The organism is Oribacterium sp. C9 (assembly GCF_002007235.1).
In the GTDB taxonomy this organism is placed as follows: Bacteria; Bacillota; Clostridia; order Lachnospirales; family Lachnospiraceae; genus Oribacterium.
Genome location: NZ_MUHW01000033.1, coordinates 1 through 24,672, shown reverse-complemented (window position 1 = coordinate 24,672; position 24,672 = coordinate 1). Strand labels below are relative to the sequence as shown.

Here is a 24,672-nt window from a genome sequence, read left to right as displayed (position 1 = left end):
GCCGGTATAGCTCAGTTGGTAGAGCAACTGATTTGTAATCAGTAGGTCTTCGGTTCGAGTCCGAATCCCGGCTTAGAAAATAGGATTACAATCCTATTTTTTTTTATAATAATTTAAATTCTTATGAAAGTGCTTAAAAAAGCAACGAAAAATCAAAGCAAGCAACATTCTAAAATTATTTATTAGTTTTTATAAGACATCAATCATCAATAATAAACATCCCAAGTTATACAATCAGCAAGAACAGTCGATGATAAATCAGAGTAAATTATAAAAAAACTATAAAGATTTTACCGTTTGTCTGGAAATGTATGAATACTATTAATTTAACTGAAATATATATATTAAATGCCTTTGGAATTTTGCTGATAATGGGTAATGTTATCAACAGGTTCTTTAATTTAAGAAGAAATACAGAAGATAGATATTTATTCTGGATCACATTATGCATCATTACATCTTGCATAGTTGAATGCATTGTTTATACCTGCTTTGGCAGACCAGGATTTCTTTATAGGGCTACGATTTACATTGGCAACGTGTGGCTGTTCTTTTCGATTTTTCTTATCGGACCATTGTGGGTTTTGTTGCTTGAAAGACACAATCAGATCGATAGTTCCAAGCTTTTGCAATCGCTTCTCAACTATATATCTTTGCTGGGAGTAGCGGTTCTTATAATTAATTTCTTTAAACCTTTAGTATTCTATGTAGATGCAGAGAGTAATTATCATCGCGGACAATTCTTCTGGCTCTATATATTGTCGGCTTTGTTTTTCTTTTTTGCAGGTATCTCTGTTTACATTAAGAAACGTAAGATATCAATGATCCCTTTTTTTCCTGCATTTCAGATCTTCATTCCTGTTTTTATAGGGCTGCTTATAGAGATTACCATACCCGGAGTTTCTGTTGTATGGGCGGGATGTGCTGTAAGTGTAACACTTATGATCATGGCACTGCAGAACGAAAACATTTGCAGAGATAAGCTTACAGGTCTGTTTAATAGATATTATCTTGAAAGAATCAATGTGGAGTATGAAGATAAAGGTGTTCTTTGCTTCATGATGATCGATATCAACGGCTTTAAGCAGATAAATGATAAATTCGGACATTCAGAGGGTGACAGAGGTCTTCTGTTCGTATCGGATTGTGTGACCAGGTCTGTAGGAGACAAGGGCAGTGTTATAAGATATGCAGGAGATGAGTTTGTAGTTCTTCTGAATACAAAGGACTACCGTGAAGCAGACGAATGTATCGATCGTATCAACGAAAATCTTGCGGAAGTTAATCAGCAGCTAAAGAAAGATTATGCGCTTTCTTTGTCTATAGGATATGAGATCTTTGATATGAAGCTTATCAAGATGGAAGAGATCCTTGAAGTCATCGATAAGAAGATGTATCAGGAAAAGAAAAAGTATTACAGTTCTCATGACAGAAGAACAATTACGGAGTAAAGGAAAGTCCTTTACTCCGTTTTTTTATGCATAATTTGTAGTTCAGATAATGGTTTACGGTTCTATACACCGTAAAAGCTGACCCCCAAAAATGAGTTATGCTTCTCTAAATATGTGTGTTAAAAGGATGTGTTCTTTGGAAAATCATCATAGTAAAGAGCCATATGTACAGGCTTCGCTTCTATACCAAGCTCGCTTATGACCTTTTCAAAGATTTCGTCGATCTTATCCTGATCCATGGACTTGTCGGTATCGGTCATCTCCCATGGATATTCAGGCTGCCAGATGAGACAGTCATCGAAATTCTCTTCGCCCACGAGACCGAGAAAACCGGTAGTTCCGAGCTCAACATTTAAGGTGAGTCCTATGAGATATGGGAAATAATCCATACCATGGTCAAAGATGATCATATCGTAATCATCCGAGCCGACTTTGTTGGCCTGATAGAGGCAGCCAAGCATATCATCCAATTCTGTTTCAGGATACAGGCTTCTAATTATTTCCTTATGTTTTGCGATAAAGCTGATGGCGTTGCCGCAATTCATGTTCTTCAGGGCAATGCCATAGCCATATAGAATTCCTTTTCCAAATTCGCGTTTATTAATACCCATATCAAACCTCCCCGTTAATATATGAAGATAATAGATATCAAATCGATCCCGAGTCAAAATACAACGGGAACAGTCGGAAATGTTAATGTCTCCGATATATACGTACATCGCACAAACTATAGTAAATATAATATGTATATTCCTATTCTTAATTCCATAATAGCATAGCTTTAGGGTTTAAGGTATTAAATAATTGAACATTTTAACTGTAAAAAGCATTAATACAGATTGATGATTTGTGAAGAATATAAATAAAAGAGGAATATAGGATCGAGTGAAGCGAGTAAATCAGGTATTAAAAAATAAAAAAAATAAGTTAATATTTGAAATATTTAATACATATGGACAAATTGTAAATAACTTTTAATCATTAATATTGATTTATATATAACAATTATTAATTTATGTTATAAAATAATAATATAGGTCGATATACTTTTAAATAGAAAAATATGTATGAGTTATTTTTCGAAAATAAAAAATCTAGAAGAAAAGGGGGATAAATTTATGGTTATCGATGAGACGAAAATCTACAAGAGTAACGTAGACGGAAAACATGCGGCAGTGATAAATGAAGAAGATGAAATGATCACATTGATCACCGGAATGGCACATATCTTCACAGTGACGGCAAAAGAGCTGAAATCAGCATTTACACCTACTCACAATACGTTTTCACTGGAAAACATGGATTTATGGCAGTTACAGGTACTCGACAGATAAGACGGACACCGACGGGTGACCGTCTTTTTTTGCGTTATAGAAAAGGAGTATGAGGAAAATTATAGATGCATTAACATGACGGGTGACCGTCTTTTTTTGTGTTATAGAAAAGTGCAGGTTTTTCTATTTATGAAGTTTTTTGACCGGTCAGAGGATTTGCATTATAATGTTCAGAGTTTTCATTCAGTAAATCTACAGTAACATGATTTGAAGTGAGAGGTTTTTAATGACGAAAATAGTAATAACAGACGTTGATGGTACACTGGTCAAGGATGGAACGCTGGATATAAATCCTGAGTACTATGAGGTTATATCAAAGCTTATATACAAAGGAATCCACGTTGTCATATGCAGCGGGCGATCCTATTCCAGCGTATCAAAGCTTTTCATGCCGCTTGTGGGGAAGCTGTTTTTTATATGCGATGGCGGTTCAGTGATTAGAACACAGAATGAGATATTGAAATCCTATCCTATCGAAAAGGAGCTTTGGATGCAAATGTATCGGTCTGCAAAAAGTGTGAAGGAGCGTGACTGTTTTATCTCAACAGTAGGTTCATGCTATGCGGAGGATCCGAACAGCGAGATGTATCACTGGCTGGTCGATTCCTATAAATTCGATATGACAAAGATCGACAGCATCGATGATGTCAAGGAGGATGTAATCAAGCTTTCCGTATATCATACCAGTGATTGTGAGGAATCCTGCAGGGAGGATTTCATCCCGAGATGGAAGGATAAGGCAAAGCTTGCATCATCAGGTTCCACATGGGTCGACTGTGTAAGCAGAGAGGCCAACAAGGGCACGGCTCTTAAGTGGCTGCAGGACTATGTTGGTGTTTCAAAGGAAGAGACCTACGCTTTTGGCGACAATATAAATGATATGGAAATGCTTCAGAATGCTGGTCACAGCTTCGCAGTTGAGAATGCAAGAGAGGAACTGAAGGCTGTTGCAGACATTGTGATAAAACCATATTGGGAATATGGCGTACTTGAAGTGATGAAAACATTATTGTGATAAGGTATAATATGATATAAGTGTCATGATGTGTGGCAGATTCCGCAGGAATCTGCCATATAGCGCCAGCCCTTCGCGGTACGTGACAAGTTCCCGAAGGGGACTTGCCATATAGCGCCAGCCCACGCGAAGCGTATTCCAATGGGCTGGTGTTCCCAACGAAGCGAACTAAATGGGCTGACGTTCCCAACAGCGCATAGCGCGAAGCGGTCTGATGGAAACTTTTGACACTGATGTTTTTTCTGATGTTTATGGAAGGGGGTTACTATGATTAATGCTGTAGGCCGGGAGATTCCCGATGAAATATTAAAAAGATATGGCAAGGAAGGCTTCATGGGAGGCTGTTACAGAGATAATAAGCCGTATAAAAAGGCAAGTGTTTCTGCTCACGGTATGCTGGATCCAAACAGAAAAAAAGTTGTTTCATCTATAAAGGAAGCTCTGGAAAAGTGCGGAGCTCATGATGGCATGGTATTTTCCTTTCACCATCATTTCAGAGATGGAGATTACATTGTTAACATGGTCATGGAGGCAGCCGCTGAAATGGGACTCAAGGATCTGACGGTCTGCGCAAGTTCGCTTGGAGCGGCCCACAGAGTAGTGGCGGAGCTCATCGAAAAAGGCATTGTCACTGGCATCCAGACCTCAGGTATCAGAGATAAAATAGGTGAGGCGGTGTCCTACGGAAAACTCAAGACTCCCGCCATAATTCGTTCCCACGGCGGTCGAGTGAGGGCTATCGAGGAAGGGGATGTACATATCGATATAGCGTTTATCGGTGCGCCTACTGCTGATGAATACGGTAACCTTCGTGCCATCGGAGGTAAGAGCGATTGTGGTGTTCTTTCCTATTCAGTTGTTGACGCTAAGTATGCAGACTATACAGTAGCCATCACAGATACGCTGGTGCCATTTCCTAATTTTCCGCCATCCATTTCCATGACAGATGTGGATTTTGTGTGCGTAGTTGATGAGATCGGAAATCCTGACAAGATAGCAAGCAACGTCATCAGAATGACTCAGGACGTGAGAGAGCTTAAGATGGCGGAGGATTGTGCAAAGGTTATGGCTGCCACCCCGTATTTCCAGGACGGGTTCTCTTTCCAGACAGGCGGAGGCGGAGCTTCCCTCGCAGTTACGAGATTTCTTGAGCCACTGATGGCAGAAAGAAATATTAAAATGTCCTTTGCGATAGGCGGTATCACGAAGCCTATGTGCGAGCTGATGGAGAAGGGGTTCATCAGAACTATAGTTGATGCCCAGTGCTTTGATAAGACTGCGATCGAGTCCATAGCAAAGGACCCGAGACACTATGAGATCTCAACTTCGGAGTATGCTGACCCGCTTAACAAGGGAGCTTTCGTCAATAAGCTGGATTTTGTTATCCTTGGTGCTCTGGAGATAGATAAGGATTTTAATGTCAATGTCACCACGGGCTCAGATGGTGTGCTTCGCGGGGCACCGGGAGGGCACCCTGATACAGCCGCAGGAAGTAAATGTTCCATCATCGTTGCGCCTCTCATCAGGAGCCGTATTCCGACGGTTGTTGACAGAGTTGTCAATGTCACTACTCCGGGTGAAGCGGTTGACGTGCTGGTTACCGATTACGGAATAGCTGTGAATCCACACAGACAGGACCTTATAGAATACCTTACTAAGGCCGGGCTTCCAGTCGTCAGGATCCAGGAGCTTATAGACATAGCTGCTTCGATAGTAGGTAAGCCTGAACCTATAAATTTTGAAGATGAGATCGTCGGTATAATCGAGAGCAGAGACGGAACGATCATGGATGTGGTGAAACGCGTAAAGCCTCAGATGACCATACATGAGATAATTTAAAACATATAAGACGCAGAAGGCGGGCATCGAGTACAGGGGTACGAGATGCCCGCTTTGTCTGCTTATAAAATATACCGTTTTGAGCACACACAAACATTTGACCTCCTGAAGTTCATGTAATACTATCTTTATCATGAAAATAAGATTCAATTTACTGAATATAATAATATGTATCTTTTTGGTACTTGCTGTTTCTGCCTGCGGTCATAAATCTGAAGGGATTTTCGCCCCAACAAGATTTGATTGGTCAGGAGGTTCAGGAAGAGTAAGTATAAGCTGTGAAAAGGTCACGGTATCGGGTGGAGAGGCTGTAGCGGAGATAACATTTTCAAGTCCAAATTACGAATATGTAAGAGTGGAGGATGAGAAAATATTCGGAGATCATACAGATAAAACTTCTACTTTTTCTGTACCGGTCGAATTAGATACTGATATGGAGCTCGTCGGCTGTACCACTGCCATGTCAAAGCCCCATGAGATAAGCTATACCATATATATTTCTATAGATGATAAGTATAGCAGTGGTGAGGCGGATGAAGCTTCATCAGATCTTCGTGAGAAGGTGAAGGACAGCCGGATATCGGAAAATGCGAATGCGGATCTGACTGCTCCGGATATAGCCGGACTCAGTTACAAGTATTCCATGAAGCTCGATTACGCGAAGTGTTTCGCCGTCCACTACTACATAAATGAATCAGATATAAACGGAGTTTCCGGCAATACATATAGATTGATCTCTGTTCTTGACGGAAGAAAATACCTGATTGTGCCGGAAGGCTGTGCTGTTCCGGATGATCTCTCGAAGGAAATCACAGTTCTGAAGCAGCCCATCACTCATGTTTATCTAGCAGCCACAAGTGCCATGTCACTTTTCGATGTTCTCGATGAGACTTCTCTCATAAGGTATACAGGCACTGATATCTCCGGGTGGGATATAGAGGCGCCGAGGGAGGCGATAGAGTCCGGGAAGATGACATTTGCCGGAAAGTACAGTGCTCCTGACTATGAGATGCTAATAGATGGAGGCTGCGACCTCGCCATAGAGTCTACGATGATACTTCATTCTCCCGAGACGAAGGAACAGCTGGAAAAGGTGGGTATCCCGGTATTTATCGACTGGTCAAGCTACGAGAGCAGCGCCCTCGGAAGGACAGAATGGGTGAAGCTGTACGGTGCTCTGGCAGGTCATGAATCCGAGGCAGAGACATTTTTCAAAAACGAGGTGCTTCGTTCAGGAATAGCTGAGGGCTTCGAGAAGACCGGGAAGACAGTCGCCTTTTTCTATTTCAATTCCAGAGGTCTGGCAGTCATAAGAAATTCCGATGATTATATCCCCAAAATGATCCGTGACGGCGGTGGAGAGTATGTGTTTGACGGTCTTAAGGAAAGGGTAGATGGGATTTCCGCAGACATATCCATGGAAGAGTTCTACCAGGCGGCGGTGGATGCGGACTATATCATCTACAACGGAAATATCGACAGCACCGTCGAGACTGTAGAGGATCTGGTGGCCAAGAATGAACTTTTGTCAGGCTTCAAGGCGGTAAAAGATGCCAATGTCTACATGGTTGACGGAAAATTCTATCAGTCTACTGATACAGTTTCCGAGTTTGCGAGAGATGTTCACATCATGCTCTCGGGAGAGAGCGGAGAAATGAGATTCCTGAAAAAAATGAACTGAGGGAACAGATTTCAGATGAAGGAAAGAACGGCAATGAAAAAAAGAAGAGCTATACGATATGGAGTGGTCTTTTTCCTCCTTTCGGCTGCTTTTTTTATCCTCATGATCTTAAATATAAACACAGGAAATGTCGGCATACCTGTACCCAGGATTGTTGAGATCCTGTCCGGGGGGGATGAGGGCAGCAGCGCCTACAGCATCGTCCGCATGATACGTCTTCCGAGACTGCTCATGGCGGCGATTCTGGGAGGCGCCATTTCTGTATCCGGATTTCTGCTCCAGACCTTTTTCCGGAATCCCATCGCAGGTCCCTTTGTTCTGGGAATCTCATCAGGCGCGAAATTTGCTGTGGCTCTCAACATGATATTTCTTCTGAGAGTTTATCGCAGCGTCAGCTCGTGGAACATGATCGCGGCGGCATTTCTCGGTGCCCTCATAACCACAGGCTTCATACTTCTGGTGTCACGACGCATCAAGGATTCCGCAGGTCTTCTGGTGTCAGGAATCATGGTGGGTTATATCTGTTCAGCCGCCACAGATTTTCTGCTGACTTTTGCAGAGGATTCGGATATCGTAAATCTGAGGGGCTGGTCTCTGGGAAGTTTTTCGGGTATGTCATGGGACAATGTTTCTGTCGCGGCTTCTATCGTTACCCTCATCACAGTTTTATCCTTTCTTCTTTCAAAGCCCATAGATGCCCTTCAGCTTGGCGAGAACTATGCGAAAAGCATGGGAGTCAATGTTCGCTTTTTCAGGATCCTGCTTATATTACTGTCCAGCATACTTTCTGCGACGGTAACAGCCTTTGCGGGACCGATCTCGTTCGTCGGGATCGCTGTACCATTTCTGACGAAGAGTATGCTGAAGGTCTCTAAGGCCATGGTTGTGATACCTGCCACGTTTCTTTGCGGTGCCGTATTCTGTATGGGATGTGATCTCATAGCGAGGTGTGCATTTGCACCGGCAGAGCTGAATATAAGCACCGTGACCAGTATTTTCGGCGCACCCATAGTGATAGTTATGCTGATAAGAAGGAAAATGTGATAGAAAGAGCTTTTAAATGGAAAATATTCAGAAAAAGGAATTAATAAAACTGAATGATCTGTCGGTAGGCTATAGTGGGAAGGTGCTGATCGGAGATATAGAGCTATCGATCGCAGAAGGCGAGATAGTGACTCTCATCGGACCGAACGGAGCCGGGAAATCTACTATATTAAAGACGATCGCGAGACAGCTTCCTCCTATAAAAGGAGCTGTATACATAGATGGGAGGGAGCTTTCTAAGCTTTCCTATCGTGAGCTTTCGGAAACAGTCTCTATACTTTTGACTGAGCGTATCGATCCTGAGCTTATGACAGTGAGAGATGTGGTGGAGTCGGGAAGATACCCATACACAGGTCACATGGGAATGCTGCAAAAGCATGATGATGAGGTGGTGGAAGAAGCATTGGCACTCTGCAGGATAGAGGTGCTGGAAAACCGTTATTTCAGGGAGTTAAGTGACGGGCAGAAGCAGAGGGTGATGCTGGCGAGAACCATAGCGCAGGAGCCGAAGCTCATGGTGCTGGACGAGCCCACTTCCTATATGGATATACGATACAAGCTGGAGCTCCTGAGTCTCCTTAAGAAACTACGGGACCTGAGGAAAATGACCATCATTCTCTCGCTTCATGAATTTGAGCTTGCGAAGGTTATTTCGGACAGGATCATCTGCGTGAAGGACAGAGACATAATTAAAGTGGGAAGCCCGGGAGAGATACTCAACCGGAAGGTGCTTTGTGAGCTTTACGACATAAGCGAAGAGAATCTCAGGATACTTTTGCATTCCATGGAAAGCGTGGTATAATCTCCGATAAAAAGTTTTTTCTTGACTTTTTAAAAATGGGAGGGAAATTATGAAGAGAAGAAATCTGGCGGTTTTATGCGCAGCAGTTCTTGCATCATCAATTATAGCAGCCTGCGGAACTAATGATATCCCTGCGGCTTCAGCGCCTGCAGAGACTAAGGTCGAGAGTACTGAAGGCGCGGAAAAGGCTGAAAGTGCTGTAGAAAGTGAGGGGGCTGAAGAGAAAGGCGATCAGGAAGCCGCTGATCATGTGGCAGAACTTATAGATGCGATCTATGTTCAGGAGTGGAATGAGAACACAGACAAGCAGTGTGCGGATGCAAAGGCTGCCTGGGATGCCCTCACTGACGAGCAGAAGGAGCTGGTTTCCGGCGAAGATGCGGATCCTGACTATTTCGGAAGAGATACCGGAGATGCCTCAAAGGACGATCCTCTGAACGGAGATGAGATCGGTGAGAACGAGCTTCTGGTAGTAAGCTTCGGAACATCCTTCAACGACTCCCGTGCGGAAGATATCGGCGGCATCGAGAAGGCACTTGCGAAGGCATATCCTGACTGGTCAGTCAGAAGAGCTTTCACAGCTCAGATAATCATCAATCATGTTCAGGCCCGGGACGAAGAGAAGATCGATAACGTGGATCAGGCACTTCAGAGAGCCGTTGACAATGGCGTAAAGAATCTCGTGGTTCAGCCGACACATCTTATGCACGGTGCGGAGTACGACGAGATCACAGCCGCAGTAAAGTCATACGAAGACAAGTTCGAGAGCGTCGCTATCGCTGAGCCTCTTCTCGGTCAGGTAGGCGAGGACTCAAGTTCAGTGAACGAGGACAAAAAGGCTGTAGCGGAGGCTATCACAAAGGAAGCCTTAACAGCAGCAGGCTACAAGGATCTCAAGGCTTCACAGGATGACGGAACAGCTTTCGTATTTATGGGTCACGGCACATCACACGCAGCAAGCGTTACCTACGAGCAGATGCAGTCTCAGATGGAAGCTCTCGATCATGCCAATGTCTTTATCGGCACTGTTGAGGGTAAGCCTGAAAGTACATCCTGCGAGAATGTGATCGAGAAGATCAAAGCAGCAGGCTACAAGAAGGTGGTGCTTAGACCCCTTATGGTAGTTGCCGGTGACCATGCGAATAACGACATGGCAGGAGACGATGAGGATTCATGGAAGAGTCTTTTTCTTGCTTCAGGAGCATTTGATTCAGTTGACACTCAGATAGCAGGACTTGGTGGTATCCCGGCGGTTCAGGAGCTTTATGTTAGTCACAGTAAGGCTGCCATCGAGAGCCTTCAGGCAGCGACCGGAAAATCAGAGAAGAAAGAGGCTGCAAAGTCTCAGGAGGACGGAACCTACGACGCACTTTTCACAACAGACAGCAGCATGTTCCATGTAAACGAGGCTCATGACGGAAAGGGCGTTCTCACTGTAAAGGACGGAGAGATGAACATCCATGTTTCTCTGGTTTCCAAGAACATCACAAACCTTTATCTAGGAACAGCAGACAAGGCTGAAAAGGACAGTGCCAATGTTTTGCAGCCGACAACAGACAAGGTGACTTACTCTGACGGCAGCGAAGAAGAGGTGTTTGGCTTTGACATCCCTGTGGAGAAGCTGGATGAGGAGTTCGACCTCGCCATCCTCGGCAAAAAAGGAAAGTGGTATGATCATAAGGTGAAGGTAGTCATAGCATGATCACGATTATCATATATGCAGTAGTGATAGCATTGGCACTGGTATTCAGCTTACTGATAGGTATGCTTTATCATACAGTGTTAAACAAAACGGCATTCAACCCCTTTATTTCCGTGTGGATTTTTGGTATTCTACTTTTCTGTATTTTTTTATATTGGATGTAGATATTATCCTCAGAGAAAATTTGTCGAAGATATGATTAAGACACGATGTCTTTGCTTTTCTTGAGAGGAACTCAAAATCCGGGAGGGAAAATATGAATGTTATCAAAAAGAGAATAAGTGATCAGGATGATCACTATGTTTTATATATTTTTGATTCGGATGAAAAGAATTATTGTGCCTATATGGGAAAGGGAGATGAAGACCTGCTCATACTGCTGTACAAGTCATCCGATGAGAAGTTTCAGGTCATGGATGAGTTTATAGCATATATCGACGGCCGTATCATGGATGAGTCTATGGTCTCGACATATGACAGGCTGGCTGAGTCGGTGGTAAAGTGCACCAACGAGAAGCTCGAGGAATTCGACAAGAATCTGAGACAGCTCGACAAGGAGTGCAGTGATATCAAGGCGGATCTGGAAAAGCGTGCACAGAAGCTGAAGAGTGATCTGGCTAACAACATCGATGTAAAGAGCATCGAGGAGATAGATACCCAGTCACCTCTGGGAAGACATATCATAGACGCTTTACGCGAGAAGCTCGGTGCTATGCCGAATCTTCAGCCGACGCCGGCATTTTTGCCGCAGGGCAGGGCTTTTCAGATGAAAGCAAAAGTCGATAAGGACGGAAAGATTTCATTTACTCCGGATGATATAAACAACATGATGATGGAGATACTTTCCAACATCATAGTTGCAGAGGTTAAGAGTGGCAGGAAGCTGTCTGAGGCTATAAATGATGTGGACAACATCATCAATACAGTCTCAAAGAATGCAGCAGAGCTGACCATCAGATTCAGATCGTGATAAAGTATTTAAGCAGAGGTGTGCCGCAAGGGCATGCCTCTTTTTATATCGCCTTCAATATTTGTGACCATACATCCGACGATACAAATTAAGATACGTATAAAGATACGTATAAAGATACATATAAAGATACATATAAAGATACATATAAAGATACATATAAAGAATAATATATCGATTTATAAAGCATGGTTTAGATATATAAAATAAAAATTAATTCTATATTTGATTGATTGACGGAAAATATTTCGGGTGATAGTATGATGATACAAGAAGATTTGAGATACTTTTTGAATATTTAATCCGTTTAAATCTGATTTAAATTGTTATGTATTGTTTTAGAGTATCGTATCTTCTTTAGTACATAAAATATATAGAATGTGAGGTTATTTATGAGAAGACCACACGAGAGGTAAGGGCTTCAGTATCTAAAGTACAAGGATACTGAAGCCTCTTACTTTGTCGTTACACTGCCGGAGTGATTTTCGATGATATGGTGGCGTGATGGAGGCATTTATTATGGAGTCAATCATTATGATATAAAAAAACCGCTGACACCTTTCGGTACCAGCGGTTTTATCTTTCGGAAATATCTATCAAGCCTTAGCAGCGATAGCGCCTGTAGGACAAGCCTCCTCACAAGCTCCACAATCAATGCATGTTGACTCGTCAACTACATACTTTGAATCTCCAGCTGAAATAGCCTCTACTGGACATACAGAAGCACATGATCCGCAGCTAACGCACTCGTCATTGATAAAATGTGACATGGTGTTTCCTCCTTGAAATAATATAATAAAAAAACTTAGTGTTCGATGAAGTGTTCAAGTTCACCTATAAGGATATATTAGTATAGTTTGAAATAAAGTACAATAAAATAATTTTCGCATATTGTATTTTTTTGAAAAATCCATTTAGTCATAACTAACTAAAGACATGCCTTAGCATACCGATATTCCCGGCAAGATCAGGTAAGGTCTCTCGATAAACTGGATGAATAAGAGCTCGTAAATCTCATCTCCTTTTTCGGAGTTTTTGGAGTATACTATTTCGGAAAGACGAAACAGATAGAAGTGGCTCAGTTTGCTGACTTTCTGGCGAAGAACGGTTTCTTTGCGGAGCTTGTAAGCAGGCAGCAGGTAGGTTAGGGAGCCGGGGAATTCTGTATCAGACAAGGAAACAAGACGTATCATGACAGAAAAGAAAAAGTTATCATTTGGAACCATCCTTTTTTATATCATTCCGATTGCGGCGATCTCAGCCGCAATTTTTTTCGGCTATTTATTTCTGAGGGAATATATGGAGTACAAGAGGGCTCTGGATGAATATGCGGAAATAAGCGAATCCTATATAAAGGAGCATTCCGGGAACGGAGACGACAAGAAGTATCCTGATGGAAACGAAAATGAATCGTGTGTCATAGTAGGAGATGCAGACTCCCGTCTAAACTATTTCCCGGAGCTTGATATAGATTTTTCGGGCCTTAAGAAAGTTAACCCGGATCTCGCCTGCGTTCTCTACATTCCGTCTCTGGAAATCAAATATCCGGTGGTGTATTCAAAGGATAATGAAGACTACCTCCACAGGACCTTCGAAGGCAGCAACAATTCCTCCGGCAGCATATTTTATGACTGCCTCTGTGAAAAAAATTTCAAGGGATACAATACCTTTTTGTACGGGCACAACATGAAGAACGGCAGCATGTTCGGAAAACTGAAAAAGCTGCAGGATAAGGAGCTGTCCCCGGAGGATAGGTTCTTTTACATTTATACTGACAATGAGGTGAGAAAATACGAGATCTTTTCATATTATCAGACCACGGCAGGGAGCGATGTATATACCATTGTTTCTGATGATAATGCTTATGACGCTTTTGTAAGAAGCTGTCTCAACAGCTCATATTCCCACGGCGGTAGGGAGGATATAGATTTTACACATAGACCTTCCGTAGTGACATTGTCCACCTGTACCGGGCCGGCAGGAGGCGATGACAGGTTCGTGGTTCACGGCGCATTGATTAAAATAAAATAAAATTTTCTTATAACCTTAAAAAAAACAATATAATTCAAAGTTGCAATTGCAAAAATAACCAAAATTGTAATATCATTTAACTATAACTTTAATGATGTTAGAGCTATCATCATTTCATGGGTTTTGTTTGTTTTATGCAAAAAGGATAAAGTGGGCTTCCTTTTTTATACCGTGAAGGCTTCGGAACAGAGTAGATGGTTCTGAGGGGTATATGAGACAAACAGAACGGGTTGTATAGAATGAAGAGGGGTTAAAAATGAATAGTGAAACTTTTATCGTTAACGTCAAGTGCCGCGAGAATTCTACATGGCAGGGGAAGGTGACCTGGGCTCAGAAGTCTAAAACCAAGTATTTCAGATCAGCTCTTGAGCTTATGAAGATGCTGGATGGTGCCATGGATCATGCCGATTCACCGGATGATATCTTTGAGGATGATATGGAGAAAAGCCAGTTAGGCTGAGAAATCCGGATGATGGTACAGGTATTGTTCGGTCCGAAGGAAAACCTGAGGGCCTTTTATCTGTGTCATAGAAAGAAGGGGATGGAATTTTATGGGGAAGCTGTTCGGTATTGATCTTGTCTGTGTAGCGATAGATGATAAAACTGAGGAGGATTTCAAGGGGAGTATCTTCACTCAATATTCGGAGTCTGCTGTTAAATTTGATTCCAGTAAGGATATGCTAAATAAGCTTGATGAAATATATGATGATTGGGGGTTCCCGGAGGCTTCGGATAAAGCTCGCAGTTTTATAGCCCGTCGTCCGGCAGGCAATCAGAGATCTATGCCTATGGATCCGAAGAAGCGACTCGTTAACATGGCAAAGGAGCGTAAACCCAGAGATATCAGTGGCGAAAAGGGTAAGAAGGCTTCTTTTTATGTGCTTACTGAGATGAGACAGCATGCCAGCTGGCAGGGTAGAGCTATCTGGATCGAAAAGGATAAGGAGATAGAGTTTAAGAGCGCTTTGGAGTTACTGTTCTTTATTGATGATGCGTTAAACACAGTCTGAAGGCTGCGATGATGACCATTACTATGAGATTAACTAATTCTTAAGAATTTCTGTCAAAAATTTTCGCGTCAGGGGTTGTTAAAAAATTAATTTTCGTGTATCATTGCAGTATTCCAAATTAAGCTAGATTTGTAGGAAGCCGGGCGCAAAGTCCGGCTCTTTCTTTATATATAAAATATAAATAAAAAATTTATAAATTCTCTAAAACGTACGACTATATATATGAATTGATATTCCCTATTAATTTTAAACAACATTTAATGAAAGCAGTGGATAAATGAGAACAAAAAGACTTGGAGATATGCTGGTAGAGCTTAACCTGCTCACAGAGGAGCAGCTTGCAGAGGCTCTGGTCATACAGAAACAGGAACGTGAAAGACTGGGAACCACACTTGTGGATCATGGATATATCACTGAGGCGCAGATGGTCGACGCTCTCCGAATGCAGCTGGGCATAGACTACATAGATCTGACAAAAACAGATATAGCGCCTGAGATGTCGCAGTACATACCTAAAAAGCTTGCAAAGCAAAACAGGATGGTTCCGGTTTCCATGTCGAAGGACAGTCTGTTCCTCGCCATGGCTGATCCTACGAATTTCATGGCAATCGAGGATGCCAAAAAAGCAAGTAAGAAAAACATCATCCCTATGATCGCAGCTGGTAATGCTGTCGACCATGCCATCAACACTCTGTATGGCAATGAAGGCGCCGCTCAGGCTATGGCTCAGATGAGAGCTGAAGCAGGCATCACGGATGATGAGGTGAGAACCGCCAATGATTCTATCGACGCAGGTGAGGAGTCTGCTCCTACTATACGTCTCGTAAATTCCATCATCGAAAGAGCATTTATCGAAAATGCTTCCGACATCCATTGGGAGCCTACGGATGGAGATCTGGTCATCCGAATGAGAATCGACGGACGTCTCCACAGGATACTGACCATACCTCGTAACCTCATGGAGCCTGTCATTTCCAGAATCAAGATCATGAGCCACATGGATATCATCGAAAGACGTGTTCCTCAGGACGGTCGTGCGAAGGTGCGCGTGAAAGGACAGGATGTGGATCTCCGTGTGTCCACACTGCCATCTATATATGGAGAGAACATCGTTATCCGTATCCTGAAGAGGGACGGCTCGAGACTGAACAGAAGAGGAATCGGTATCCCGGAGTCAGAGGATGCGAAGATCTCGAAGCTCCTTCATCTCACCAGCGGAGTTATAATGATCGTAGGTCCTACAGGTTCAGGTAAGTCATCAACCATGTACGCCCTCATCAACGAGCTCCTTTCGGAGACGACGAACCTCATAACACTTGAAGATCCTGTGGAGTACAACATTAACGGTGCCATACAGGTACAGATAAACGAAAAGGTGGGGCTCACCTTCGCTTCAGGACTTCGTTCCATACTCCGTCAGGACCCGGATATCATCTGTGTCGGAGAGATTCGTGACAGTGAGACTGCAGAGATCGCCATGAGAGCAGCCATCACCGGACATCTGGTTATCACGACCATCCATACAGAGGACGCAGTCAGTGCTATTGACCGTCTGAAGGATATGGGAGTGGCACCTTATCTTATCGCCGCAGGTCTCAGGGGAATCATTTCCCAGCGACTCCTCCGCCGAATCTGCGTAAACTGTAAGGAAGAGGAGGAGATGTCTCCTACAAAGATCAGGATGGCAGGACTCAAGGAAAAGGAAGGTCGCAAATACTTCCATGGCCGCGGCTGTGACATGTGCTTCAACTCCGGCTACAGAGGACGTATCGGTGATTTCGAGGTTCTCGTGATGAACGATGCGCTTCGACAGTGCATAACAAACGGCGGAGACAAGCAGGAGTTCCAGCGTCTCGCGAAGGAGACCGGCTACGTCACCATGCTTGAAAACGCTGACCGTCTGGTAGAGGAAGGCATCACTACGGTGGATGAGGTCATGAGGACGGTTACGGAGCTGGATGATTATTAAAGATGACTAGAAATACGATCAAAATTTTAGCCCTTATGACCATGCTGCTGGATCATTTCGCACTGATCATCCTGAAGCCAGGGATAGAAGGTGAGGCACAGATACTTGAAAGACTGAAGCTTTCACCTTACATAGCAGACATATTCAGCAGGATCTTTTTCAGCGTCGGAAGCATGGCGGGAGCCGTGATGATATATTTCGTCATAGAAGGCTACCATTATACAAGGGACAGGAAAAAATACCTTCTCCGTATGCTTCTCTTCGGAGTGGTCTCCCAGATTCCATTTCTGATGCTCGGTATCAGGTATCTGAACATGCTCATAACCCTAGCTCTCTGCATGCTGACTGTACATGTACACTATCGTGTGATGGACAAGGGCAGACGTGGGATGCTTTATATCCTTCTTATGGCTGCGAACCTTCATACAGACTGGAATATAAGGGCGGTGCCCTTTACGCTGATCCTCATGAGCGCTTTCCATGCGGAGCCGAGACCGAGATGCGTTAGCATAGACAAAAAAGAGCTTAGGTTAGGGTGGCTCCGGTGCATACTTATATACATGGCAGTGGATTTTTTCTCGGGAGAGGATCTCGCCAATGTTTTGACCGGATGCATAGGAGTCGTTCTCGCGGCATTGCTCACCACTTGCTGTTACAGTGGGAGACCGGGAAGAGCCGGTAAGCTCATGAAGTACGGATTCTACGTATTTTATCCGCTGCATCTCATGGCGCTGATACTGATGAGGAGGGCGCTCGGCTGCTGATATGCAGATAATTTTTAATCGTTTTTTGGTTGTAAAAGGGTTAATTAACTTTGATAAAGGAAAAGATGAAAAAATAATTGTGTCAATGATTGGAGAAGAGAAATGATTCGAATTCAGGATATCGTTTCACTGGCTGCAAAAAGAAAAGCTTCGGATATACATCTGATAGCGGGACTACGTATCAAGTGCCGTATAGACGGAAAGATAGTGGATCTCGCGGAAAATGTACTCACCAAAGAAGACTGTGAAGGACTCGCCAGAGAGATGGCGGGAGATTACTTCGACAGGATAAAGGATATAGGAGAGCTGGACTGCGGAGGATATATCGCAGATGAGAGAGTCCGTATAAACCTGTTCCGGCAGCAGGGAGCCATATCAGCCGCCATCAGAATACTTTCTGACAAGATACCGGAGCTCGATGATCTGGGACTTCCTCAGGTAGTAAATACATTTCCGAGCTTTCAGAAGGGAATAATCCTCGTAACAGGAGAGACAGGTTCTGGAAAATCAACCACACTTGCCGCCATTCTCGATAAGATAAATCACACCAGAAATGATCACATCATCACTCTCGAAGATCCGGTAGAGTATGTATATAAGCCGGATAAATGTATCATCAATCAGCGTGAGATAGGAAAGGATACTGAAAGCTATCAGAACGGACTGAAGGCTATACTCAGAGAGGATCCCGACGTAATACTCATCGGTGAAATGAGAGATCTGGAGACTATAGAGACTGCACTTACAGCGGCTGAAACAGGACATCTGGTCTTTGCCACACTTCATACAAACGGAGCTGTCAGCTCCATCGACAGAATAGTAAGTGTATTTCCGGATTCCAAGCAGCAACAGATAAGGTTGCAGCTGTCAGGATCCCTGAGGGCTGTTCTTTCCCAGCAGCTCCTTCCGAAATCAGGAGGGAAGGGCAGAGTTGCTGCAGCGGAGGTCATGGTCATGACCACAGCACTTCAAAATCTCATAAGAGAAGGAAAGACCCACCAGATGCACAGCTTCATGCTGAGCTCCATGGAACAGGGCTCCATCACCATGGATAACTGCCTGATAAAGCTTTCCAATGATGGAAAGATAACAACAGAAACTGCAATTGAAGCCGCTGTGGATCGGGAATATGTAAAGAAAAAGCTGACCGGATAAGAAATATAAGAAAAATTTTTTCAAATAAATATGGAGCGATGGATTTGTAAACATTAAATAGTGTATAAAACTTTTTTGTTTTAATGTTTTTTTGAATTTATAAATTAATTTTTTTCGAAAATATTAGAAAAATTACAGATTTTCAAGATAAAAAATGTTTTTTGCGATATAATACTATTAAATATTTAAATTTTCATATTTAAAATGACGAGAGCAAAAAGCTAAAGAATGAGTTAAATTAAGTCGATATATAAAGTAGAAGAGATAAAAAATAATTTCTCTTATAATTTGTTATTTTTTAAGAATCATTGGTTTAGTTTTTGAAATCAGTTGTTGAAAGGATGAAAATTGGAACGAGGTGACGTTGTTTGACGACATATTCATATAAAGCTTTAACTGCAGAAGGTTTAGAGACCAGGGGAGTGGTTCAGGCCCCGGATGAATACTCTGCAGTGAGACAGATAAAGCAAAAATGTCCTATAGTAACGAGTCTCACACCGGTTAGTTCGGATTTTTCGAAGGTAAAACAGTTTCTCAGCAAGGATCTGGGAAGTCCCAGGATAAAGCTCAGACCACTGGCTCTGATGTGTTCACAGTTTGCTATAACACTTCAGTCCGGGATGCCTATCGGAAGAGCCATCGACATGATTTCAAAGCAGACTGAAGATAAAAAGCTCAGAAAGATACTTTTGGCAGCTACGGAAGATGTGCTGGGGGGCTCAAGTCTGGCCGCTGCATTTGAAAAGTATGAAGAGTCTTTTCCTCTTACGTTTCTGGAGACTATCCGGGCGGGTGAGGTTTCGGGAACATTGGAAAACTCTTTCGACAGGATGCATAAGTACTATGAAAGGACCGCGAAGAACAGCGAAAAGATAAGAAGCGCGCTGACCTATCCTATCTTCGTTGTCTGCGTGGCGTTCGTAGTTCTCGTCATCATCATGGTGAAGGTCATACCGACTATTTCAGAGGTTTTCGACAGTTTGGGAGGGGAGCTTCCACTTATGACGAAAATGATGATAGGTATGGCGGGGTTCATGAAGGACTGGTGGATGTTGTTTGCGATCATTATCATCGCAGCCATCATCTGTTGGAAGTTCTACACCAAGACTGAAAAAGGACTGGTGACTGAGGCTAAGCTTCAGCTGAACATGCCGGTTATCGGCAGAATCAATGTCATGAACGGTTCATCTCAGTTTGCCAATACCATGGCGACCATGCTGGGAGCGGGTCTTACAGTAAACAGTGCCGTATCTGTTACTTCGAAGATTCTGGACAATTATCTTTTGCAGATGGATGTAAAAAAGATGATAGGAAAGATCGAGGAAGGAAAGCAGCTCGGAGAGTGTATTAAAGACTGCAGCTATTTCCCGGATTCACTGAAGGATATGTGTTCCGTAGGTGAGGAGACCGGTGAGCTGGATAAGACACTGGAGACTATCGGTGACTACTTCGCAGGTGAGACCGAGAGACTTATCCATCAGGCGATCACGATGCTGGAGCCTACGCTCCTCGTCATCATGGCGATATTCGCAGGTTTTCTGGTTATTTCAGTATATCTGCCCATGTTCACCATGTACGATCTTTTTTAGGGGACGGAAGGGAACAGAACCTAAAACTTTATTTTCAAGAGATACTGCAAGGCAGTTCTTAAATAAAAAACCATATAACAGGATAACAGGAGGGTTATAATTATGTTAAAGAAGTTAAACAAGAAAGGTTTCACACTTGCTGAGTTACTTATCGTAGTAGCTATCATTGGTGTACTCGTAGCGATCTCAATTCCTATCTTCACACAGCAGCTTAAGAAGGCACATCTTGCTACAAACCAGGCAAATGCAAGAGCAGCTTATGCAGCAACTGTTGCAAAGATGCTTGAGGAGGAGAAGACATCAGGTAGATATGTGTATACAGTTGCTACTGCTAAGTTGGGAGCATATGCAGATTCTACAGGCGACGGTGATGCGGCTGTTTCACCTAATGATTGGAGCTATGATACAGGTTCTACAGCTACATATAAAGTAGCGAAGTTAGGTACAGATACTGCAACTGCATGGACTATAGATATAGATGCAACTGGAAATATTAAGTATACACCGACATGGCCTTGAGCAACACCTTAACAATAAGCTAGTGTCGATTTTGAAAAAGTAAAATTCTTGATTAGACTTGATTAGAGTATAATTTGTAGTTGATTGGGGAGTTGGGCGGTTGGTTCGACTCCCCTGTTTTTATGGTATGATGAGTGAGCAATAGTGATGTGGGGTGAAAACCATGAAGTATTATAGGCATTTTAATAAAAAGGGTTTTACTTTGATTGAGTTGCTTATTATTGTTGTTATTGTAGGAATTCTTGTTGCAGTTTCTGTGCCGTATTTTGCACATGAACTTGAAAAGACAAGAGAAACAGCGGATATACATACTATGCGTGCAGCAGCGGCTCTTGGGCAGCAGTTCTATTATGAAGGGGTTGTAGATAAAAAATCAGCGGAGAAAGCGGGGATGCAATGGTATGATGCGGCAACGAAGGATAAGAGTAATGCTTTTGCAATATATATACCGGATAAAGGCATCTTTTCTAAAAAAATATATGACGATACTATTGACGATGGCTTAAAAGCCTATGGTAAAGGCAGCAACCTTGATGGAGGGATAGACCTAATAGGTGAGGATGGCAAGTGGATTTATGACCCAACAATAGACTACAGAAAGGGAGTGTGCCAAGTATCAATTTTTCCAAACGGGGATAGGAAACGAGTAGAAGTGGCGTGGAAAGAATTGAAAAAAGGTAAGATCCGACCTTTTATTGGTAATAATACAAATGGCAAAGGGGGCCATTATAATGAGGATACATATCCTCGGTTGATTATTTATATTAATTGATATAGTAATAGACCGAAAAGATAGATTGGAGTATAGAGATAATTAGCATGAGTCTTAATAATCGTTATTTTACAATTAAAAATAATTATCATTACATCATTTTTCTTATAAATCATAAAAAGTGGTCGATTATTAATTAAATTTGTATAGATATTTTTATCTATAAGAGGAGTATAGAGAAGAGGGGATTGGCCATGAAAAATAGATTAAAAAAAGGATTTACTCTGCTTGAGTTATTGATAGTAATGGCTATAGTTGGTGTGCTTGTAGCTATTTCGATTCCTTATTTTAATGCTGAACTTGAAAAAACTAGGGAAACACATGATTTGGCTATAATGCGGCAAGCCGCTTATGCAGCTATAGATCTGTATTATCAGGGGATCTATGATGAAACAAGCGCTGGAAAAGCAGGAATGAGTTGGAATACCGGTGGAGGAAAAAATGGTACTAATGCATTTGGTGCTTATGATCCTAAAACCGGGAAGTTTTATAAGACAAGGGATTTGCTTCCTGAAACATCAAAGAAATATGGAAAAGGAACTAAAATTGATGCCGGAACTACATATGCAAGTGAAAATGCAAATGGAGCATACGCTCCTAAGGAAGATTATACTAATGCAGTTGTCTTAGTTTCCATTTACCCATTAGCAACTCAGCCGCATGTAGATGTATACTGGAAGAATAATGTAGGTCCTGATAAGAATAATTATGTCGGTGGAAAATCCGAAGTAAATGTCCCGAAATATAGCATGAGAGTTAATATTAATTAACTCAGAATACTACTATGTATTTAAGTATAATGTGAAGTTGTCAACCTACTGACGATAAAAAATATACGGGAGAAGCTGTGCTGGCTTCTCCCGTATTATAATTAGCTCGTAAATTAAGATAAGATATCTACGTATTTAATATCTAGAGAAACTACTTCTCCGCTTTCGCCTGTAAAATTGTTTTTTGTTTCGGTCATACCTTCAAATGTACCATAAACAGTGATTACATCACTTTCCAAAATTTTAATGTAACTTGAATCATCTTCATTTCGGTTATCCATAAGCCATACAGACGTTTTAAAATCTGTTGACCAACCCATCGCATCCGAATAGTTATTTGCCCATCCACGGTTAATAACGTCCTGAGCTTTCACAAAATCGTATGCTACAGTGACAAAATACTTTTGATAACCGCTAAAGAATCCGGCTTCTCGAGAGCTGATTACATAACATGTAAACTCGAAGTTTTGCCCTATGTATTTTGAGGGTTCTCTGGCTACTGATTTATAAACATCATTTAAGTTAAGACAAGAGTACATAAACTCTTCTTTTGTCATTCTTGGAGCTTCTGTAGTTTGTACCTCAGTTGTCTGAACTTCAGTCTGAGCTTCAGTGGTTGGAGTTACAGTCGTCGGAGTATCAGTTATTTTTTCTGCAGCAGCATTTGAATGTGAACTTTTGTTTGATCTGCTACTATTCATCATTGAAGCACATGATGAAAAAAGCATTATGGAACCTATTATTATTGCAGCAATTGAAAGACCATGTTTGAAATGTTTCTGCTTGTCTGTTATTAAATCAATTATTGCAAGTATTATACCAATAAGTGCTAATGGCCCCAAAAAAGATAAAACAAAACCGAATATTCCCATTAATGAACTTTTTTTCTTTAATGGTGGTTTGTAACCCATTTGATTATTGAATGATGAATTATTGATGTTCATATTACGTGAAGATAGGGGTGTACCGCAATTGGAACAAAAATTTCCGTTAACCTCATTACCACACTTTGGACATTTCATTTTTACCTCCAGTTACATAATTGTATTTATTTCCATCTAGTCGACAAAATGCAACTAAATATAAGCTGTTATCAAAGTACACACATTACCGTTGAATGATAATTGTTTGCAAACAGAAAAAAGACAAGCGAAGCGTTAAGAATCAACGGTTCTCTTTTAGCTTTTTTTGTTTTTTCAAAGGAAAACTTAAACAGCTAGTGACGTTAGCAACTATGAGGGGGTTAATTAGTATTAATTAAATTGAATGAGAAATAGGTGAGATTTCAGATATATGTACATATGCTATAGCTATGGAGAAGAAGGTAACTGACATTGGCATAGAAATCGAATAAGGGCTCTGGTAGGAGGGATGCTTTTGTCGGGCAGTACGCCTCAGGACATGTCATCTTTTTGTGGGCTTCCATTGGACTATGTTTTGGAGATTCAGAGCGAACTGTCAGTTAAGAAATGATTGATTAAAGTATGAAATGGCGGAGCTCTGTGGCTTAGGAAGCTTTAAAGTTTAGTAGGGTTTCTCATAGTTATGGTAAGGATCGTTTCATTGGCTTATGCTGGTGGAGCGGTCTTTTTATTTTGCCAAACAATTGTTTTTATAAACATTGACATAATCTATACCGGCACCTATAATAATGGCAGAACATATGTTTCTACATACTTTTTTAATTAATTGCAATTGGTGTGGTTGGTATATAATTAAGGCGAGAAGTTCATGTCTTACTCGCTTTTTGTAGGAGCGGATATGGAACGTTTATCACAACTTGGGAAAGCAATTGTTGCGACTGATCAGGATAAGATACGGCTCGATCAGACCGTGAAGAACATACTGGCGTATAAGCCTTTACTGGCGAGGATTTTTAAAGAGGTGGTGTCTGAGTGCCGCGAAATGAGTTATGATGAAATCGAAGCGTGCATCGAGGGAGAAGTCCTGATAGGAAAGGTTTATGTCGATAGTGGGCTTACAAACGTGGGCGAACGTATTACCGGGCTAAGTACTGAGGCTTATCTGAATGAAGAGGGACTTGATAGATTTGATATCAGGACGTATCTTAGACTGCCCGGGCATCGGGATGAGGAATATATAAAGCTCATCATAAACTTAGAAGCTCAGAATGATGACAAACCGGGATATGATATTCCTCTCAGGGCGCTGTTTTATTGCTGCCGTATGATATCGGCACAGCAGGGTGTTGAGTTTACAACGGCCAGTGATGATCCGGTGAAGTACGGGAATAT

At 42.1% G+C, this 24,672-nt stretch carries 22 protein-coding genes, 1 tRNA gene and 1 pseudogene; 21 read left to right on the top strand and 3 right to left on the bottom strand.

Features of this window, described 5'->3' with window-relative positions; genetic code table 11:
* Positions 1-73: transfer RNA gene (locus tag BXO88_RS15130), tRNA-Thr, on the top strand.
* 514 nt (positions 74-587) lie between these two features.
* Positions 588-1,451: a GGDEF domain-containing protein gene (locus tag BXO88_RS15125; RefSeq protein ID WP_168171740.1), complete on the top strand. Its 864-nt coding sequence runs from the start codon at positions 588-590 to the stop codon at positions 1,449-1,451.
* Between the two features lie 119 nt (positions 1,452-1,570).
* On the opposite strand, the gene BXO88_RS15120 is transcribed toward BXO88_RS15125, so the two are convergent.
* Entirely contained in the window at positions 1,571-2,062 is a 492-nt protein-coding gene (locus tag BXO88_RS15120; RefSeq protein WP_078038561.1) for a hypothetical protein, read from the bottom strand.
* 507 nt (positions 2,063-2,569) lie between these two features.
* Between BXO88_RS15120 and BXO88_RS15115 the strand changes: the two genes are divergently transcribed.
* The 8 genes from BXO88_RS15115 to BXO88_RS15080 all read left to right on the top strand — a co-directional run bounded on the left by BXO88_RS15115 (position 2,570) and on the right by BXO88_RS15080 (position 11,838).
* A complete protein-coding gene (locus tag BXO88_RS15115) occupies positions 2,570-2,785 on the top strand; it encodes a hypothetical protein (protein WP_044996759.1) in 216 nt (71 codons plus the stop codon).
* 226 nt (positions 2,786-3,011) lie between these two features.
* On the top strand, positions 3,012-3,800 hold the full coding sequence (locus tag BXO88_RS15110) for a Cof-type HAD-IIB family hydrolase (protein ID WP_078038560.1): 789 nt from the start codon (positions 3,012-3,014) through the stop codon (positions 3,798-3,800).
* Between the two features lie 267 nt (positions 3,801-4,067).
* On the top strand, positions 4,068-5,639 hold the full coding sequence (citF, locus tag BXO88_RS15105) for a citrate lyase subunit alpha (protein ID WP_078038559.1): 1,572 nt from the start codon (positions 4,068-4,070) through the stop codon (positions 5,637-5,639).
* 178 nt (positions 5,640-5,817) lie between these two features.
* Positions 5,818-7,320 carry an ABC transporter substrate-binding protein gene (locus BXO88_RS15100; protein WP_168171739.1) on the top strand — a complete coding sequence of 501 codons (1,503 nt, stop codon included), beginning with the start codon at positions 5,818-5,820 and terminating at the stop codon, positions 7,318-7,320.
* A gap of 33 nt (positions 7,321-7,353) precedes the next feature.
* On the top strand, positions 7,354-8,364 hold the full coding sequence (locus BXO88_RS15095; protein ID WP_242945243.1) for a FecCD family ABC transporter permease: 1,011 nt from the start codon (positions 7,354-7,356) through the stop codon (positions 8,362-8,364).
* Positions 8,365-8,380: 16 nt separating this feature from the next.
* A complete protein-coding gene (locus tag BXO88_RS15090; protein ID WP_078038556.1) occupies positions 8,381-9,166 on the top strand; it encodes an ABC transporter ATP-binding protein in 786 nt (261 codons plus the stop codon).
* A gap of 49 nt (positions 9,167-9,215) precedes the next feature.
* Complete coding sequence (locus tag BXO88_RS15085; protein ID WP_078038555.1) at positions 9,216-10,868, top strand: sirohydrochlorin cobaltochelatase; 1,653 nt, start codon at positions 9,216-9,218, stop codon at positions 10,866-10,868.
* 256 nt (positions 10,869-11,124) lie between these two features.
* Entirely contained in the window at positions 11,125-11,838 is a 714-nt protein-coding gene (locus BXO88_RS15080) for a hypothetical protein (protein ID WP_078038554.1), read from the top strand.
* Positions 11,839-12,434: 596 nt separating this feature from the next.
* Here BXO88_RS15080 and BXO88_RS15075 read toward each other — a convergent pair.
* On the bottom strand, positions 12,435-12,608 hold the full coding sequence (locus tag BXO88_RS15075) for a DUF362 domain-containing protein (protein ID WP_044996239.1): 174 nt from the start codon (positions 12,606-12,608) through the stop codon (positions 12,435-12,437).
* Between the two features lie 421 nt (positions 12,609-13,029).
* On the opposite strand from BXO88_RS15075, the gene BXO88_RS15065 reads away from it, so the two are divergent.
* The 10 genes from BXO88_RS15065 to BXO88_RS15020 all read left to right on the top strand — a co-directional run bounded on the left by BXO88_RS15065 (position 13,030) and on the right by BXO88_RS15020 (position 22,417).
* Positions 13,030-13,869 carry a class B sortase gene (locus BXO88_RS15065; RefSeq protein ID WP_078038552.1) on the top strand — a complete coding sequence of 280 codons (840 nt, stop codon included), beginning with the start codon at positions 13,030-13,032 and terminating at the stop codon, positions 13,867-13,869.
* 256 nt (positions 13,870-14,125) lie between these two features.
* A complete protein-coding gene (locus BXO88_RS15060) occupies positions 14,126-14,329 on the top strand; it encodes a hypothetical protein (RefSeq protein WP_078038551.1) in 204 nt (67 codons plus the stop codon).
* Positions 14,330-14,420: 91 nt separating this feature from the next.
* Positions 14,421-14,879, top strand: coding sequence for a hypothetical protein (locus tag BXO88_RS15055; RefSeq protein WP_078038550.1), 459 nt, complete (start codon positions 14,421-14,423; stop codon positions 14,877-14,879).
* 277 nt (positions 14,880-15,156) lie between these two features.
* Entirely contained in the window at positions 15,157-16,848 is a 1,692-nt protein-coding gene (locus BXO88_RS15050; protein WP_078038549.1) for a GspE/PulE family protein, read from the top strand.
* A 2-nt stretch (positions 16,849-16,850) separates the two neighbouring features.
* Positions 16,851-17,612: a TraX family protein gene (locus tag BXO88_RS15045; protein ID WP_078038548.1), complete on the top strand. Its 762-nt coding sequence runs from the start codon at positions 16,851-16,853 to the stop codon at positions 17,610-17,612.
* A 102-nt stretch (positions 17,613-17,714) separates the two neighbouring features.
* Positions 17,715-18,767 carry a type IV pilus twitching motility protein PilT gene (locus BXO88_RS15040; RefSeq protein WP_078038547.1) on the top strand — a complete coding sequence of 351 codons (1,053 nt, stop codon included), beginning with the start codon at positions 17,715-17,717 and terminating at the stop codon, positions 18,765-18,767.
* A gap of 368 nt (positions 18,768-19,135) precedes the next feature.
* A complete protein-coding gene (locus BXO88_RS15035) occupies positions 19,136-20,356 on the top strand; it encodes a type II secretion system F family protein (protein WP_078038546.1) in 1,221 nt (406 codons plus the stop codon).
* A 102-nt stretch (positions 20,357-20,458) separates the two neighbouring features.
* A complete protein-coding gene (locus BXO88_RS15030; RefSeq protein WP_078038545.1) occupies positions 20,459-20,875 on the top strand; it encodes a type IV pilin protein in 417 nt (138 codons plus the stop codon).
* Positions 20,876-21,038: 163 nt separating this feature from the next.
* On the top strand, positions 21,039-21,647 hold the full coding sequence (locus BXO88_RS15025) for a prepilin-type N-terminal cleavage/methylation domain-containing protein (protein WP_078038544.1): 609 nt from the start codon (positions 21,039-21,041) through the stop codon (positions 21,645-21,647).
* A 194-nt stretch (positions 21,648-21,841) separates the two neighbouring features.
* Positions 21,842-22,417, top strand: a complete 576-nt coding sequence (locus BXO88_RS15020; RefSeq protein WP_078038543.1) for a type II secretion system protein — start codon at positions 21,842-21,844, stop codon at positions 22,415-22,417.
* A 113-nt stretch (positions 22,418-22,530) separates the two neighbouring features.
* Here the strand turns inward: BXO88_RS15020 and BXO88_RS15015 are convergent, their stop codons facing one another.
* Positions 22,531-23,439, bottom strand: a complete 909-nt coding sequence (locus BXO88_RS15015) for a zinc ribbon domain-containing protein (protein WP_078038542.1) — start codon at positions 23,437-23,439, stop codon at positions 22,531-22,533.
* Positions 23,440-24,178: 739 nt separating this feature from the next.
* Here BXO88_RS15015 and BXO88_RS15010 point away from each other — a divergent pair.
* Positions 24,179-24,672, top strand: a pseudogene (locus tag BXO88_RS15010) (hypothetical protein); the annotation flags it as partial.